The following is a 16,817-nucleotide window of genomic DNA, read 5'->3' on the forward strand; positions in this document are numbered from 1 at the left end:
TCGTCAGTTACTCCCGGCCTTTTTGGCCTCTTCGGCAGCCCGCTGACGCTTACGGACTTCCCTCGGATCATTGTAGGCGCGGCCCGGTGTGACCGGTACATCCACCTGTCCACTCGGCGTTTCTTGCTCGGCAGCGGGCGCGGGCTCAATTGCCTTCTCGTTGGGCTTTTGCTTGCCCTCTGCTTGGGACGTCTCAGCCTTCGGCTCCGCAGGTGGCTTGCTGGTGGCTTCCTGCGATTCTTCAGCCTTACCTGCTGCTACCGGCTCGCTAGCCGGCGGAGGGGTTTCGGGTTGTTCCGCTTTCTCGGCTTGGGGCGTAGACGGCTCGGCATCAGCAGTACTGTCGGCTTTGGGTTTCGCCTTGGGTTTGGTGTCGGCTTCTGTTGGTTGTGGCTTGGCTTCCGCTTTCTGCTCGGGTGCCTCAACCTCGGCTTCAGCCACGGGCTTCGGGGCTTCTCTTTCCGGAGCCGCCTTTTCAACATTGTCGACCGTCGCATCTGCTTGGGCGGTTTCGACCTTCTTTTCAGCTGGTTTCCTGGGCGACCGGCGTGGTCGGGCAGGGCGTTTCGGCTTCTCCTCAACACTGGTGTCGGCTTCAGATTTCGCCGTCTCATTGCCAGAGGTGTCTGCCTGATCGGTCTTCGCGGTGCCAGAAGTTGCCGGCTGCGGCTGCTTTTCAGGCGTTTCACCGGGTTCTGCGCTATCGGCCGCTGGTTCAGCGGGTTTCTCCGCCGATTTTTCCATCGGTGTTTCCGTCGCGCTTTCCGCGGACGTCGCTTCGACAGGTTTTTCAGCCACGTTTTTCGCCGGCTTCGGCTCTGCCGTATTGGCCGCCGCTACGTCCGGTTTTCCTGCTGGTTGAGTGGCAGATTGCTTATCGGTCTGCTCTTCTGGCTGAGTATCCTTCTGATGCTTTTCGCTGCGGGCGGACTTCCGGTCTGCCGGTGTGGACGCCGGGTTATCAGTGGGGGAGCCGTCGCGACTACGATTGCGTCTTGGTTTACGGCGTTTTTCGTCGGAGCCGGACTTTTCGGCGGCAGCACTTTTCTGGGTGCCGGAGTCCTGTTGTTCCTGACGGTCCTTCGGGTCCTTGGCCTGAGACTTGTTGCGCCCCTGTCCGCGTCCCTGGCCCTGGGGTTGGCCGTCTTTGCGGTTGCCATCCCTGCGGTTATCGGCTGTCTTGTCGGCGCTCTTGTCAGCACTTCCTTGCTGGCCCTGACCACTGCGGCCCTGGTCGTCTCCGCGATTGCGGTTTGCACCTCGGTTACGTCCCCGGTTGTCATCGCTGCGGCTGCTGTCGCCGCGATTAGCGCCGGCCTGACGGCGATCAGCACCGCTACGATTGCCGGAACGGTTGTCGTCGCGGGCTACCCTGGATTTGCGACGGTCCTGGCGGTCCTGGGTGCGACGGTCGTCACGGTTGGAGCCGGCGGGCTGTTCCCGTTTCACTGGTGGTTCACCGATGACTTCCTCACCGCTGAAGAAATCCGCTATCTTGCGGCCAAGTTTGCTGAACAGGCCATCACTCTGTTCGGCCGGTGTCTCTTGTGCTGCCTTTTCCGGAGCCGGAGCGGGCGCAACCGGTCGAATGGCTTTCACCGCAGCCTGTTCGCGAACCGGTGGTTGGGCAGCAGGGGCCTCGAAGATTTCCTCTTCCCTTTCACTGTACTCCTGAGCCACCTGGTAGCTCGATACATGCTCCACGCCACTCTCATCGTCACGCATGCGCAGGATTTCGAAGTGCGGTGTTTCCATGTGAGGAGCGGGTACGACCACTACTTCGACTTCCTGCCGAGCCTCGATATCGGCCAACTGTTTGCGCTTCTCGTTCAGCAGGAAAGTGGCGACGGCGACAGGCACCACGGCGCGAACCTGACCGGTCTTTTCCTTGGATGATTCCTCGTAGATCAGACGCATGATGCTCAGGGCAAGAGACTCGATGCCCCGGATGGTGCCCTGGCCTTCACAGCGAGGGCAGACTTCGCTGCGGGTCTCGCCCAGGGATGGGCGCAAACGTTGGCGCGACATTTCGAGCAGACCAAAGCGGGAAATCTTGCCCACCTGGACCCGGGCGCGGTCGATTTCGAGTGCCTCGCGCATCTTCTGCTCGACTTCGCGCTGGTGCTTGGCCGGGGTCATGTCGATGAAGTCGATCACGATCAATCCGCCCATGTCCCGGAGGCGCAGTTGGCGAGCAATCTCTTCTGCCGCTTCCAGGTTGGTCTGAAGCGCGGTTTCCTCAATGTCGTGGCCTTTGGTGGCACGGGAGGAGTTGATGTCGATAGATACCAGTGCTTCGGTGGGATCGATCACGATGGAGCCACCGGAGGGCAGCTTCACTTCACGCTGGAAGGCGGTCTCGATCTGGCCTTCAATCTGGTAGCGGCTGAACAGGGGGATTTCGTCCTTGTACAGCTTGATCTTGTTTTCGAACGAGGGCATAACCGCACGAACGAAGTTCAATACGTCCTCGTAAACCGTTCCGGAGTCAATCAGCACCTCGCCAATGTCCTGACGAAGATAGTCGCGTACAGCGCGGATAATGACGTTGCTTTCCTGGTGAATCAGGAACGGCGCTTTGCGCTCGCCGGCGGCCTGGGAAATGGCTTCCCAGAACTGGACGAGGTAGTCCAGATCCCATTGCAACTCTTCGGTGGTGCGGCCAATGCCGGCAGTGCGAACAATGATGCCCATGGATTTGGGCACCTGTACATCGTTCATGGCCTCTTTCAGCTGCGCCCGCTCTTCACCTTCGATACGACGGGAAATGCCGCCGGCGCGAGGATTGTTGGGCATGAGCACGAGGTATCGGCCCGCAAGGGAGATGAAGGTGGTGAGGGCGGCACCCTTGTTACCACGCTCTTCCTTGTCCACCTGGATAATGACTTCCTGACCTTCGGCAACCACATCCTTGATGTTGATCTTGCCTTCAATCTGGCCGGGTGATTTCTTGAAATACTCCTTGGAGATTTCTTTGAGAGGAAGGAATCCGTGGCGTTCCGCGCCGAAGTCCACAAAAGCGGCTTCCAGGCTGGGCTCTACACGGGTTATGCGACCCTTGTAGATATTGGCTTTTTTCTGCTCGCGGGAGCTGGACTCGATGTCGAGGTCAAACAGACGCTGGCCGTCAACCAGGGCTACGCGCAACTCTTCGGGATGAGTCGCATTGATTAGCATTCTTTTCATGGAAAGAAATGGTTCCTGTCGTTTGGTTTGGACAGAAAACCTGGGGAATAGCATCAGCGAAGCAGAACTTGCGTGCCGCGGGCCCCTTGTAACAGGGGCAACCCGACGGCCAGACGAATCAGATCCCTGCGGGGAATTTTCCCGGAGTTCCGAGGCCACCGCCGACGGTTCGCCTGCTTGTAGGCAGGAAAGAGTCGCTTTGGGTCAGAGTCTGTTGGCGCATGTTATCCGTTTTCAGGTTCACGCGGGTGCCTGGGTCTCACGTCGTATTCGTATGCTGGACGGCCCGGCCCTGCGTGCTGGTAATGATTCTTCGCGATGTCGCCCGACGGTTTTCCGTACGGTTTCTTGTTCCCCCGGCTTTCGGGCAGTCGCTGTAATCAGCGCCTTCCGTATGGATCCGGGAGGATTTCAATCGCCGAGCCCGGTAATGATTGGGCTTCCGGCGTTCAAACTCTCAAATAGTGTCGGTATACTCCTGCCGCTCCGGCTTCTGGCATACTGGCCAGGCCGTAGACAAACGGCAGAGCACGCCGGAATATAACAGTATTCGCCGGCTCCTTCAATCCCGCAGGGTTTCCAGCGGTAAGGTATCCATGTCCAGATCGACCAGGCAAAAACGTTCCCCTTCCTCACCACGGTCTGTTGGTGATGGCAAGAGTGGCCCTGCGCCCGGCTCCAGAGGCGGTGAGGTCAAGCAGGGTGTGCAAAAGGTGGTTGTTGATGAGGATAATCACGGCCAGCGCGTGGACAATTACCTGATGGCGCAGATCCGAGACGTGCCGCGCAGCATTATTTATCGCATTATCCGCAAGGGTGAGGTGCGCGTGAACAAGGGCAGGGTTAAGCCCGACACCCGTCTGAACACGGGTGATGAGGTGCGCATTCCACCTGTCACCCGCAAGGAAAAGCCGGCGCAGGTTGTTCCGGGGTCGCGGGTTCAGGGAGTTATGCAGGACGCAGTGGTGTTTGAGAATGATCAGATGCTGGTAGTTAATAAGCCATCCGGTATAGCGGTTCACGGTGGTAGCGGGCTGGATTTCGGGCTGATCGAAGTCTTGCGGGCGGCGAGGCCGGAGGCCCGGTTTCTGGAACTCGTACATCGGCTTGATAGGGATACATCGGGATTGGTGATGGTTGCAAAGAAGCGTTCTGCGTTGCGTTATTTGCAGGACGAGTTGCGTCACAAGCGTATTCGTAAGCATTATCATGCTCTGGTGGCGGGTGACTGGCCTGGGTCTGTCAGGAAGGTCAGTGAGCCGCTGCTGCGGTTTGAACTTGGCTCCGGTGAGCGCCGAGTTCGCGTGGATGAGGCAGGAAAGGACTCTCTCACCCGTTTCCGGGTATTGGACTCCTTCTCCGGGTATACGCTGGTTGAGGCCTCACCGGTAACTGGTCGTACCCATCAGATCCGTGTTCACAGTGCCTGGGCCGGTCATCCGATTGCCGGCGATGACAAGTATATGGATGATGTAAGCCTGCGGGCATTTCGCTCCGCCGGCGGTCAGCGTTTAATGCTCCACGCCCGCGCCCTGGACTTTACGCTGCCCTCCACGGGAGAGCCTGTTCACCTTGAGGCTCCCTATGATGAAGCTTTCAGCGAACTCATGGCCAAGCTGGCGGCGCGCCGGAAGGCATCCGAATAATCCGTTGTTCTGTGGCTCGCAAGCAGGATGACCGCACCAAGGTAGTATCAATGGACGTAAAGGTTGTGATTTTTGACTGGGACGGAACGCTGGTGGATTCCGTTGATCATATTGCAGACAGCCTTCACCAGGCAGCCACCGAATTGGGGTATCCGGAACTGGAGCGCGAAGCCTATCGCGATATCATTGGTTTGGGCATGATTGAAGCTCTGGAAAAGCTGTATCCCGGCATAACGCGGGAGGAAATGACGGCGATTCGCGAAGGTTATGCCCGTTACTTTTTCTCCAAGGTGACCACGCCCCAGAATGTGTTTGCGGGCATGGCGGACGTACTGGCTGACCTTCGTACAGCGGGGCGCGGCTGCTCGGTGGCGACCGGCAAGAGCCGCCGCGGCCTGGAAGGTGCTTTGGTGTCCAGCGGGCTTGGGTCGCATTTTGATATTACTCGCTGCGCGGATGAAACCCGCTCCAAGCCCGACCCGGCGATGCTCGGAGAGATCATCCGCTTTTACGGCATTGAGCCGGCTGAAGCGGTTATGATTGGCGATACCCGTTACGATCTGGAGATGGCTCAGCGTATCGGTATGCCGTCTATTGGTGTGGAATGGGGTGTGCATAAACGGGATGTACTGGGGCACTATGCGCCACACGCGATCGTCGATTCGGTCAAAGACCTGCGCGACGTACTTGGCCTCTGAACCGTAACAGCAACAGGAAGCAGCAATGAGCGATTGGGAATCAGACAGGCATCCCGGCTGGGGAAGCGAACCAGAAAACCCAGAAAGCAGGGCGAGCAAATCCGCGGGAAGTCGCCGCAAACCGGCGATGCCACCGGAGTCAGCTCGTGATTGGAAACTGATCGAAAAGCTGGTGATGTCGCTGCAGTCAGAGCAGAGAAAAAGCCGCCGCTGGGGGATATTTTTCAAGCTGCTGACGTTCGGGTATCTCTTTGCCTTACTGTTGATGATCCAGTTCCCGTTGGGCGGGGCGCTGGAATCCGCTGCCAAGGGAGAGCATACGGCGCTCGTGGAGATCGAGGGCACCATTGCGGCGGATGAGCTGGCCAGTGCCGACAACATCGTGGGTTCCCTGCGAGAAGCGTTCGAGGCGGAAAACTCAGTGGGTGTGATTTTGCGGATCAACAGTCCGGGCGGCAGTCCGGTCCAGTCTGGTTACGTCTATGACGAAATCGTTCGGTTGAGGAGCGAGTATCCGGATAAGAAAGTGTACGCGGTGATTTCCGATATTGGTGCCTCTGGCGCCTACTATATTGCTGCGGCTGCTGATGAAATATACGCCGACAAGGCGAGCCTGGTGGGTTCCATTGGTGTGGTGGCTGGCGGTTTCGGTTTTACCGAGATTATGGATAAGTTGGGGGTCGACAGGCGTCTATATACCGCTGGCGAGAACAAGGCTTTTCTGGACCCGTTCTCACCGGAGGAAGAGAAAGAGGTGCAGTTCTGGCAAGACGTTTTGGAAACCACCCACAGCCAGTTTATCGAAAGTGTGCGTAAGGGGCGGGGTGATCGGCTTGCGGATGACGAGCAACTGTTCTCAGGACTGGTCTGGAGTGGCGAGCAAGCACTCGAGCTTGGTCTGATCGATGGCCTTGGCAGCTCCTCCCATGTGGCACGGCAGGTCATCGGCCAGGAGGATCTTGTGGACTATAGTCGCCGTGAATCGCCACTCCAGAATATCGTTGATCAGTTCGGCGTTTCCGTGGGCAGTGGTATTGCCCGCTACTTCGCTGAATCGCGGTTGGAGCTTCGGTGAGAGGCGGGCAGCGGATGCAGCGGGTTGAGCCCCCAGTTTCGAAGCATTTCGGTGAGCGCGATCAATGGCAGGCCGATCAGGCTGTTAGGGTCGCGCCCGTCGAGGCGGCTGAATAGGGCGATGCCCAGGCCTTCCATTTTAAAGCTGCCGGCACAGTCGTAGGGTTTCTCGGTGTGCAGGTAGTTGTTGATTTCGTCTGCGTCGAGCTGGCGGAAGTGGGCGTGAAAGTATTCGCAGTGGCTCTGTCGTTGCCCAGTACTGGCGTCCACCAGCACCAGGCCGGTCAGGAATGAGACGCGCTGACCGCTGCTGCGTTCCAGTTGTTGCGCTGCGCGCTCATGAGTTCCTGGTTTGTTCAGTATGGTGCCATCCTCCAGGCATGCGATCTGGTCCGAGCCGATGATCCAGTGTTCCGGGTAGTCACCACAAAGGGCTTCCGCTTTTTTAAGCGCAAGCCGCACGACCAGATGCTCTGCACTCTCATCCATACGCTGCGATTCATCCACGTTCGGCGATGCGGTATGGAATGGCAGTCTTAGCTTCTCCATCAGTTGTCGCCGATAAGGTGAGGATGAAGCAAGCAGAAGCGGGTGTTGTTTCATTGGGGTTCCTTTTATCAGCGCTTGGAGTTGTCCGAGTGGTCCCGGTTGCACTGTTAATATCGTAGAATACACCTATCAGCAGTGTAACCCTTGCCCAAAAGCGCATGAAGTCTTTGACAGCGGGCGGCCAGGTCCCTAAAATTGCGCGCCTATGTCAAAAGCCTCAAGCACCGAACTGCCCAAAACTGTCGATCCTTACCGGTTGGCAGAGCAAGAAATAGTGTTGGAGGGAGAAATTCCTCTGCAGGCATTGTCTCGTTTTGGTGATTCTGTATTTGGATTTGAGGATGGCGCTGTGTGCCGGGTAAGCCTGTCATTCTCCATGGACGGCGAGCGCCGGCGCATGGTGACAGGTGAACTGGAAGCACCGGTTACCCTGGAGTGTCAGCGCTGCATGGGGCCCATGCAAAAGACACTGGTCTCCCGCTTTACGTTGGGGTTGGTGACCAGCGACGAGCAGGCCCAACAGTTGCCAAAAGAACTTGAACCGTTTCTGACGGACGATTTCAGCGCGGATTTGTGGTCCTTGACTGAGGACGAGCTGCTGCTGGTTCTGCCTCCGTTTCCGCTCCACGAGCGTGACGAATGTCCCGCCCGAGAAGAGCTGGAAGCCTTTGAGTCGGATGAATCCGTGGACGAGCCGGTCAGGAAGTCTGAAGACAACCCGTTCAGCGTGCTGGCGGATCTCAAGACTAAGAAACATTAATCAGGCGTCGTTTTCTCTGGAAACCGTCGCGAATTTAACGAACACACGTTTATCAGGTCAGGAGCATAATCATGGCTGTACAGAAAAACCGAAAGACCCGCTCAAAGCGCGGTATGCGCCGTTCACACGATGCTCTGAGCACGGCAGCTCTGTCCACTGACACGACAACTGGTGAAGTGCATCGTCGCCACCATGTGTCTCCGGATGGTTTTTACCGTGGCAAGCAGGTAATTGAGGCTAGCGACGAGTAAGCCGTCGCGAGCAAATCCACCCGCCAGTGCGAGATGGAGGAACGGTGAATCCGGTCACCATCGCAATTGACGCCATGAGTGGTGATCGCGGAGCCGACGTTGTGGCCTCCGCTGCACTGGCCGCGGTGAAAGAAAACGAAGCCTTGAGTCTTGTTCTGGTGGGAATCCGGAGTGAGCTCGAGGCTTTGTTGCATCCTGGGCATTCGCGGATTCGTATCGTCGAAGCTGCCGATGTCGTGCGGATGAATGAGCGGCCCTCCCATGCGCTTCGCCACAAACGTAATTCGTCGATGGCCGTGGCGTTGGGGCTTGTCCGCGACGGTGTTGCTCAAGGTTGCGTCAGTGCTGGCAATACCGGTGCGCTCATGGCGTTCGGCCGTTCTGTTATCCGCATGTACCCGGGCATTGAACGCCCTGCAATCGCCAAACTGATTCCGTCGCTTCGGGGGCGTTGCCACGTGCTCGATCTGGGCGCCAACGTGGATTCCACCGCGGAAAACCTCTATCAGTACGCACTGATGGGCTCACTGATGGCGTCGGCGATCTGCAATCAGCCAGAACCTCGAGTCGCTCTGCTTAACGTTGGCGAAGAGGAAATCAAGGGTAATGAGCAAGTGCGGCTTGCCTCTCATATGCTGGCTCAGTGCGATACCATCAACTATATCGGATACATTGAGGGCAGTGATCTGTTCCGTGACGTGGCGGACGTGGTGGTGTGCGACGGTTTTGTCGGGAATATTGCCCTAAAGACGGGTGAGGGCGTTGCCGGTCTGCTGATTGAGCTGCTTGAACAAGCTTTCACGCGAACTTTTTACGGCAAGTGTGTCGGCGTTTTGGCGCGGCCGATCATCGGACGGCTGCTTCGGCTTATGGACCCGTCAAGACACAATGGCGCCAGTCTCCTGGGGCTTCAGGGTGTGGTGATAAAGAGCCATGGCAATGCCAACGAGCGCGCCATGCTGGCGGCCATACGTCAGGCGGTTCGTGAAGTAGAATTGGAAGTGCCCAGCCGTATCAACGAACGTCTTGACGACCTGATGATCTAAGCGCTCAAGCCTTGGCCTCTCCCTGAGACTAAAGTCTCTCCCCATTTTTGCTAGATTGGCCGGATCGGCCCCCAGGTTGTACTATTGGCTAATCTCCCGTAACCCCTCATTGACGGTAAGATTCCCACTATGAAATCAGCCTTTATTTTTCCCGGACAAGGATCGCAGTCTGTCGGCATGCTGGGAGCAGCTGCCGAGAACTGGCCGATCATAGAAAAAACGTTTTCCGAAGCCTCCGATGTGCTGGGCTATGATCTCTGGCACCTGTGCCAGCATGGACCTGCGGAAGAGCTCAATCAGACCACGGTTACCCAGCCAGCGCTGTTGGCAGCGAGTGTCGCGCTCTGGCGGCAGTGGTTTGTAGCCGGAGGTCAGGCGCCTGACTTTGTCGCCGGGCACAGCCTTGGTGAGTACAGCGCGCTGGTCGCCGCGGAAAGCCTGAACTTCTTTGACGCCATTAAACTGGTGCGCCTGCGTGGGGAGCTCATGCAGGCCGCTGTGCCAGCCGGCGAAGGCAAGATGGCAGCCATTATTGGTCTCGAGGACGACGACGTAACCGCCGCCTGTGCCGAGGCGGCAAATGGCGATGTGGTGGCCGCCGTCAATTTCAATGCCCCTGGGCAGGTCGTGATTGCAGGTGCTGCTGGGGCGGTTGAACGCGCCATCGAAGCCTGCAAGGCCCGAGGCGCCCGCAAGGCCATGCCATTGCCGGTGAGTGTACCTTCCCACTGTGCCCTGATGAAGGGAGCCGCGGAGGAACTGGCAACCGCGTTGGACGAAGTAACGTTTAACGATGCTGTCATCCCGGTAATACAGAATGTTACCGCTTCTGTCGCTCAGGACAGTGAATCCCTCAAGGCTAATCTGGTCAAGCAGCTATACTCTCCGGTGTTGTGGACCGATACAGTTCGTAAACTGGTGGCAAATGATGTGCGGATCGCTGTAGAGTGCGGCGCCGGTAAGGTCCTTGCAGGGCTGGCGAAGCGCATTGACCGTGAATTGTCGGTTTACGGCATTGACGAGCCGGATGCGCTGGCAAAGGCGTCAGAGGCATTTGGACAGTAATAAATAGGAGCAACACATGTCTCTTGAAGGCAAAACAGCGCTGGTAACGGGTGCAACTCGCGGGATCGGAAAGGCCATTGCAAAGGCGCTGGCAGATCAGGGCGCCATGGTGGTCGGTACGGCAACCAGTGAGAATGGCGCCGAGTCGATTTCCGCTGACCTGAAAGCAGCAGGCGCGAAGGGTTTCGGTATCGTAATGAACGTCGCCGACCCGGACAGCATCGAGGCTGGCCTGAAGGAAATCAACGAGAAAGCTGGTGCGCCGGCGATCCTGGTCAACAACGCAGGGATCACTCGTGATAATCTGCTGATGCGGCTGAAGGACGATGACTGGGCGGCCGTGGTGGAAACCAACTTGTCCAGCGTCTACCGAACCAGCAAGGCCGTATTGCGGGGAATGGCCAAGGCGCGATGGGGTCGGGTGATCAATATCAGCTCGGTTGTGGCTGGTATGGGTAACCCAGGACAGGCCAACTATTGCGCTGCCAAGGCCGGAGTTGAGGGTTTTACCCGCAGCCTGGCGAAAGAAATGTCGAACCGGGGCATTACCGCCAATTGTGTAGCGCCCGGATTTATCGATACGGATATGACCCGAAAACTGGACGACAAGCAACGTGAGGCTATGATGGAAGTCATACCTGCCGGTCGTCTGGGTGAGCCGGAAGAAGTGGCTGCGGTGGTTGCCTTCCTGGCGTCGGAGGCCGCTGGTTACGTGACGGGTGAAACGATCCACGTTAACGGTGGTATGTACATGGGATAGTCCCTGAGGGGGGCGTGTGCGCAAACCCTTGTCGCACAACATGTTTGAATGGAACCCCTGCTTGTTTGCAGGTATGGTTTAAACTAAACTGGCAGCACTTAAGTTGCTTGGTTGACACAAAAGTGAGGACATTATGAGTACAGTTGAAGAGCGCGTGAAGAAGATCGTTTGTGAGCAGTTGGGCGTTAAAGAGTCCGAAGTTCAGAACACATCTTCTTTTGTAGAGGACCTTGGCGCTGACTCACTGGACACCGTTGAGCTGGTCATGGCACTCGAAGAAGAGTTCGAGACCGAGATTCCCGACGAGGAAGCGGAAAAGCTGGCGAGTGTCCAGGACGCGATCGACTACATCGTCGCGCACACCTGATACTCCGCACGCTTTATACGCCAGGCAAAAGCCGTCCATGTGATTAGACATCGGACGGCTTTTTTATTGGCAGGAATGACAGTTCATGATCAGCAAGAAACTCAGGTGAAGGGGTATGGCTAAACGACGTGTTGTAATCACAGGCATGGGAATGCTCTCGCCACTGGGTAACGATGTGGATTCGTCCTGGGACGGTATTCGTTCCGGTCGCAGCGGCATTGCCGGGATCGACCGCTTTGATACCACCGGATACAACACACGGATCGGCGGTGGCATCAAGAATCTGGATATGGAACCTTACCTGTCCACGAAGGACGCCAGAAAATTGGATGCCTTCATTCATTACGGCCTGATTGCGGCCCAGCAGGCCGTGGACGCCAGTGGCCTTGATGAATACACCGATCTTGATCGTGAAAGGGTTGGGGTTGCCATCGGCTCAGGCATCGGTGGCCTTGAATACATCGAGAAGAACGTGATCACCATGGAGAAGTCCGGGCCGCGAAAGGTGTCTCCGTTCTTCGTGCCAGCCTCCGTAATCAACATGATTTCAGGAAACGTGGCTATCCGCTTTGGCTACAAGGGCCCAAACATCGCGATCGTGACAGCCTGCACGACCGGCACCCATAACATTGGCTATGCGGCGCGCACCATTGCTTACGGTGATGCCGATGTGATGTTGGCTGGCGGTTCGGAAATGGCCACCACCCGAAGCTCAATTGCCGCGTTTTCGGCAGCGCGTGCGTTGTCCACCCGCAATGACGAACCGGAAAAGGCCAGCCGGCCGTGGGATCGAGGCCGGGATGGCTTTGTGCTCAGCGACGGCGCTGGCGTGCTGGTGCTGGAGGATCTCGAGCATGCTAAACGCCGTGGAGCCACCATTCATGGCGAAGTAATCGGTTTCGGTATGAGCGACGATGCGTTCCATATAACCGCTCCCCCTGAAAACGGTGAGGGTGCCGCGCGCTCCATGAAGAATGCGATTCGCGACGCCGGGCTCGGCGCCAACGACATCGACTACATCAATGCCCATGGCACTTCCACGCTCGTAGGGGATCTGGCAGAGGTGTCTGCAGTGAAATCGGTATTTGCCGACCACGCTTACACGCTGGCAGTCAGCAGTACCAAGTCCATGACCGGGCACTTGCTTGGCGCTGCAGGGGCCATTGAGGCGATTTTTTCAGTATTGGCGATCCGGGAGGGTGTGCTGCCGCCGACCATCAACCTTGACGATCCCGATGATGGTTGTGACCTGGATTTTGTAGCCGGCAAGAGCCGCAAGGCAGATGTCCGGGTTGCGTTGTCCAACTCTTTTGGTTTTGGCGGTACAAACGGCACCCTGATTTTCCGTCGTTACGAGGGCTGATCGGGTTGTGTTGAACGTTATTCGTCCCGACGGCAACGGTATTTCCGCGACAGATCGTGGGTTGGCCTACGGCGACGGGTTGTTTGAAACTATCCGCATGCGTGGCCGGCAAGCCCTGCTGCGATCACACCATCTGGATCGTATGGTGGCCGATGCCGGCCGCTTGGGCATTCCGGTCGAGCGTAGTGACCTGGATGCTGAAATTACCCGCTCGGGTTGCGATTTGGCCTCCCGATACGGCAATGACGGCTGGGTGCTGAAGTTGGTCCTCACTCGGGGGAGTGGTGGGCGAGGATACCGGTTGCCTGTCGAATGTGTGCCAAACCTGATTGTTACCTCCTCACCGATGCCCACGCTCCCCGCACCGGGGGGTGTGGTCGCAGCGCTGTCGCAGTTTCCACTCACCGTGAATCCGAGGCTGGCGGGTATCAAGACCCTGAACCGGCTGGAGCAGGTGATGGCAAGCCGTGAGTTCAGTGGCGAGGAATTCGAACTGATCATGGCGAATGCCGACGGGCAGTTGCTTGAGGGGACGCGAACCAACCTTATTGTCAGGATGGAGAGCGAGTGGGTAACTCCGCCGGTTGAGAGCCTTGCGGTGGCAGGTGTCATGCGGCAGTACGCCCTTGAGTGTCTGCGCGCATCCGGCCATACCATCCGGGAGCAGATCATCCAGCCTGCGTTACTGTCGTCACCCGGGCTGCGTGGACTGTATCTCGTTAACAGCGTTGTCGGCATTGTCGCGGTTCGCAGATTGGGCAGCGTTGATTTGCCAGTTGATGATGGGCTTGAGACAATCTGCGACCCTCTGAAAACTTTGGAATAAAAGCTTGTTCAAGAAGTTACTCATCTGTGTGTTCTGTCTCTCCGTCCTGGCGCTTGCCGGGGGTGGTCTCTGGTTATGGCAGGGGCTTCAGACCCTTGAGCAACCTGTAGCGTTGGATGAGCCGGTTCTGTTCAGCGTGCCCTCCGGGAGCGGTTACGGTCAGGTTGCGCGTAAACTCGAAGCGGAAGGCCTTGTGGGCGACAGTCTGTGGCTGAAGATTCATGGTCGTCTTTACCCGGAGCAGGCGCTATTAAAGGCTGGCGAATATGAATTCACCGATGGCATGACCAGTCTCGACATGATCAATGCGATGGTCGCCGGTGACACCAAACACTGGCAGATTCAGTTTATTGAAGGCTGGACCTTCCGTGACATGCGCGCCGCGCTCGCCAGCAGTGAGCGTCTTGGGCAGGTGACCGCCGACTGGACCGACGAGCGGATCATGGAAGAGATGGGTGCCAACGGGTCGCATCCTGAAGGCCGCTTTTTCCCGGATACCTATCTGTTTACCAGCAGTGAAACCGACCTTGACCTGCTACGCAGGGCCTTTGAGCGAATGGAAGAGGTGCTTGCGACGGAATGGCAGGCTAAGGCTGAAAACCTGCCTTACGATTCTCCCTATGAAGCTCTGATTATGGCGTCGATTGTTGAGCGCGAAACCGGTGCGGTCCATGAGCGAGAAGAAGTCGCCGGTGTCTTTGTCCGGCGCCTGGAGAAAGGTATGAGGTTGCAGACCGATCCTACCGTAATCTATGGGATGGGGGAGAAGTACCAGGGGCGAATCACCCGTAAGGATCTGCGAACCCACACCGACTACAATACCTATCGGATCGACGGGCTGCCGCCCACGCCCATCGCGTTGCCAGGCAGGGAAGCGATTCATGCGGCCCTGAATCCGGCTGAAGGCGACACGCTCTACTTTGTGGCGCGCGGCGATGGCACCCACAAGTTCTCGAAAACCCTGGCGGAACACCAGAAGGCCGTGAGGGCGTTTCAGCTCAACCGCCGTTCAGACTACCGTTCCTCTCCAACTCCGTCTCCAGATACAGCAGCGGAAGAGGGTGACCAATGACCCGACGGGGGCAGTTTATTACCTTTGAAGGTACGGAAGGGGTTGGGAAGTCCACTCAACTGGCGAACGCCGCAAGTACGCTGGACGCGCTTGGTGTTGAATGCGTTGTGACCCGAGAGCCCGGCGGCACCCCGATGGCGGAGTCCATTCGCGAGCTGTTGCTGGCGCCGCGTGATGAGCCCGTGAACGAAACCACCGAGCTGCTCCTGATGTTCGCCGCCAGGGCACAACACCTCCATACGCGTATTCTTCCTGAATTGGAGGCTGGTCGCTGGGTGCTGTGTGATCGGTTCACCGACGCCACCTTTGCCTATCAGGGGGGAGGGCGTGGTGTGCCCGCCGATCGCATAGCGCTACTGGAAAGCCTGGTGCAGGGTACGGTGCGCCCGGATCACGTTATCCTGCTGGACGCACCGGTGGAAACCGGTATGACCCGTGCCCGCCACAGGGGCGACCTGGACCGGTTCGAACAGGAAGCGGTAGCATTTTTTGAGCGAATACGCGAAACCTATCTCGCTCGCGCCGCCAACGCGCCGGGCCGTTATCACATTGTGGACGCCTCTCAGCCGATTGAGACGGTCAGCGACGAGGTCGCGGGCTTGCTTCGGAATCTGGTGAATCGGGCGTAGTCGTGCAAGTTTGCCGATGATCTGCTTTAATTGAGCTACATTCTCAGGAAATTTCCGGATCGCGGGCATGTTGGACGCACGTTTGCTCAAGCTTCCCACCGCTTCACACCACCATCGTCACGAGCATCACCAGATTGTTGTCGGTGTTCGTGGAGAGGCCGACCTGAGTGTGGACGGAACAGGTTCGCACCTGGACACCTGGCGAGCCTGCCTGGTCCCCACTGAAGCGCGCCATGATTACTGTGGTGACCTGCAGAACCACGTTCTGGTTATCAATCTCGATCCCTACATGCCAGCCATCAATAGTCCGGGCCACAGTGAGTATGAAACGCTCGCGCCCCTGTTTGAGCGGCCGCGGACACTGGTTCTGGACAATAAGCTGCAAGGGCTGGTTCAGTTCGTGGCGGGAGAGTTCGATCGCTCGCCGGATAATCAGGATATGCTGCGGCACATGGGGGCAAGCATCCTGCACTGCATGGCCGAACGCCTGAACGAAGGCAGGGAGGTTCGCCAGAACCGCCATGCCATCAGCCCCGACACGATCCGCCGTTACATCATGGAGAATATTCAGCGCAAGATATCGGTAAGCGACCTTGCCGGTGTGGCCTGCCTGAGTGTCAGCCGCTTCCACGAGATGTTCCGTGACGTGACGGGTATTACCCCCCACCAGTTTCTGCTCCAGACCCGACTTGACCAGGCCGTGCAATTCCTGACCATGACATCCCTTTCGGTCTCCGAAGTCAGTTATCGAACTGGATTTTCCTCCCAAAGTGCCCTCACCAACGCCCTCAGAAAACACAAGGGTACGACACCCTCCAGGTTGCGTTTTGGTGACAAAGTCGCCTGATTTGTTAAAAAAGCCTCATTTTCGGACGAATTTACAAAAGAATCGTAGGATTTTGTAAGCTTGCAGTCCGTAGTAATACTAACTTAACAGGGTAGCTGATCACGTCACAGCGCAGTTCGGTATGTGCGCGTTGTTTGACCCAACCATAAAAAGTTCGAGGGGCCCGGCCATTGACGGGAACCGTCGGCGAGGCGCTCAGATGTTCAATGCAAGCAAGGTGCTCGAGCCTGCATTTCAGGAACAGCCAAAGTCGTTCTTCTGGCAATCGATTACTGCCAACTACGCCGTCGACGAAACACGTTACCTCAAAGAACTGATTCCCCTTGCCCAAAGCAATGCTTCTGAGCATCGAGACGTCGCTGAAACGGCAACGAGCCTGATCAGAAAGGTCCGCGAGCAGGATGACTCGGTCCATATGGTTGACGCATTGCTGCAGGAATACAGCCTTGATACCGAAGAAGGCATCCTGCTGATGTGTCTGGCCGAGGCGTTGATGCGTATCCCCGACAAATACACCGCCGATGCGTTGATTCAGGACAAGCTGTCGGACGCCGACTGGAAGAAGCACGTGGGCCGCAGTGAGTCGACCCTGGTTAACGCCTCCACCTGGGGACTGCTGCTGACCGGCCGTGTGGTCAAAATGGATAAACGGCTGGATGGTTCCCCGTCCAGTATCTG

General features: G+C 57.5%; 16 protein-coding genes and 1 pseudogene. 15 read left to right on the forward strand and 2 right to left on the reverse strand.

Translation table 11 applies throughout. The features are described from left to right. Positions 1–3 precede the first annotated feature (3 nt). Positions 4–3,186, reverse strand: coding sequence for a ribonuclease E (gene rne / locus AXW11_RS08540; protein ID WP_091644332.1), 3,183 nt, complete (start codon positions 3,184–3,186; stop codon positions 4–6). Between the two features lie 596 nt (positions 3,187–3,782). Between rne and rluC the strand changes: the two genes are divergently transcribed. Genes rluC through AXW11_RS08555 form a run of 3 tightly spaced genes read left to right on the forward strand, consistent with a single transcriptional unit; the run spans position 3,783 to position 6,605 of the window. Then, positions 3,783–4,832 carry a 23S rRNA pseudouridine(955/2504/2580) synthase RluC gene (rluC, locus tag AXW11_RS08545; protein WP_228301430.1) on the forward strand — a complete coding sequence of 350 codons (1,050 nt, stop codon included), beginning with the start codon at positions 3,783–3,785 and terminating at the stop codon, positions 4,830–4,832. Between the two features lie 50 nt (positions 4,833–4,882). Then, positions 4,883–5,530 carry an HAD family hydrolase gene (locus AXW11_RS08550; protein ID WP_041336591.1) on the forward strand — a complete coding sequence of 216 codons (648 nt, stop codon included), beginning with the start codon at positions 4,883–4,885 and terminating at the stop codon, positions 5,528–5,530. Positions 5,531–5,555: 25 nt separating this feature from the next. Continuing rightward, positions 5,556–6,605 (forward strand): S49 family peptidase, encoded by a 1,050-nt coding sequence (locus AXW11_RS08555; RefSeq protein WP_041333760.1) that lies wholly within the window; start codon positions 5,556–5,558, stop codon positions 6,603–6,605. Here AXW11_RS08555 and AXW11_RS08560 read toward each other — a convergent pair. Further along, the gene (locus AXW11_RS08560; RefSeq protein WP_041333764.1) at positions 6,572–7,207 is read right to left on the reverse strand and encodes a Maf family protein; all 636 of its coding nucleotides are present in this window, start codon (positions 7,205–7,207) and stop codon (positions 6,572–6,574) included. The genes AXW11_RS08555 and AXW11_RS08560 overlap by 34 nt on opposite strands. Before the next feature lie 151 nt (positions 7,208–7,358). Here AXW11_RS08560 and AXW11_RS08565 point away from each other — a divergent pair, with 151 nt between their 5' ends. The 12 genes and pseudogenes from AXW11_RS08565 to AXW11_RS08620 all read left to right on the forward strand — a co-directional run. Continuing rightward, positions 7,359–7,913 carry a YceD family protein gene (locus AXW11_RS08565; RefSeq protein ID WP_041333766.1) on the forward strand — a complete coding sequence of 185 codons (555 nt, stop codon included), beginning with the start codon at positions 7,359–7,361 and terminating at the stop codon, positions 7,911–7,913. 71 nt (positions 7,914–7,984) lie between these two features. Then, positions 7,985–8,164, forward strand: coding sequence for a 50S ribosomal protein L32 (rpmF, locus tag AXW11_RS08570; protein WP_041333767.1), 180 nt, complete (start codon positions 7,985–7,987; stop codon positions 8,162–8,164). A 44-nt stretch (positions 8,165–8,208) separates the two neighbouring features. After that, entirely contained in the window at positions 8,209–9,210 is a 1,002-nt protein-coding gene (gene plsX, locus AXW11_RS08575) for a phosphate acyltransferase PlsX (RefSeq protein ID WP_258955231.1), read from the forward strand. Positions 9,211–9,339: 129 nt separating this feature from the next. Then, positions 9,340–10,275, forward strand: a complete 936-nt coding sequence (gene fabD / locus AXW11_RS08580; protein ID WP_091644335.1) for an ACP S-malonyltransferase — start codon at positions 9,340–9,342, stop codon at positions 10,273–10,275. Between the two features lie 16 nt (positions 10,276–10,291). Then, positions 10,292–11,035, forward strand: a complete 744-nt coding sequence (fabG, locus tag AXW11_RS08585; RefSeq protein ID WP_041333768.1) for a 3-oxoacyl-ACP reductase FabG — start codon at positions 10,292–10,294, stop codon at positions 11,033–11,035. A 133-nt stretch (positions 11,036–11,168) separates the two neighbouring features. Then, complete coding sequence (gene acpP, locus AXW11_RS08590) at positions 11,169–11,402, forward strand: acyl carrier protein (RefSeq protein ID WP_007154069.1); 234 nt, start codon at positions 11,169–11,171, stop codon at positions 11,400–11,402. 115 nt (positions 11,403–11,517) lie between these two features. Beyond that, entirely contained in the window at positions 11,518–12,765 is a 1,248-nt protein-coding gene (gene fabF / locus AXW11_RS08595) for a beta-ketoacyl-ACP synthase II (RefSeq protein ID WP_091644337.1), read from the forward strand. Positions 12,766–12,772: 7 nt separating this feature from the next. Then, the gene (locus AXW11_RS08600; RefSeq protein WP_091644340.1) at positions 12,773–13,591 is read left to right on the forward strand and encodes an aminotransferase class IV; all 819 of its coding nucleotides are present in this window, start codon (positions 12,773–12,775) and stop codon (positions 13,589–13,591) included. 4 nt (positions 13,592–13,595) lie between these two features. Further along, positions 13,596–14,663 (forward strand): endolytic transglycosylase MltG, encoded by a 1,068-nt coding sequence (mltG, locus tag AXW11_RS08605; protein WP_091644341.1) that lies wholly within the window; start codon positions 13,596–13,598, stop codon positions 14,661–14,663. Beyond that, positions 14,660–15,292, forward strand: coding sequence for a dTMP kinase (gene tmk / locus AXW11_RS08610; protein WP_091644344.1), 633 nt, complete (start codon positions 14,660–14,662; stop codon positions 15,290–15,292). The genes mltG and tmk overlap by 4 nt, the downstream gene beginning before the upstream one ends. A gap of 67 nt (positions 15,293–15,359) precedes the next feature. Continuing rightward, positions 15,360–16,139: an AraC family transcriptional regulator gene (locus tag AXW11_RS08615; protein ID WP_041333774.1), complete on the forward strand. Its 780-nt coding sequence runs from the start codon at positions 15,360–15,362 to the stop codon at positions 16,137–16,139. Positions 16,140–16,338: 199 nt separating this feature from the next. Continuing rightward, a pseudogene (locus tag AXW11_RS08620) lies at positions 16,339–16,817 on the forward strand (bifunctional proline dehydrogenase/L-glutamate gamma-semialdehyde dehydrogenase); the annotation flags it as partial.

It is taken from the genome of Marinobacter sp. Hex_13 (assembly GCF_001566815.1).
GTDB classification, from domain to species: Bacteria; Pseudomonadota; Gammaproteobacteria; order Pseudomonadales; family Oleiphilaceae; genus Marinobacter; species Marinobacter salarius.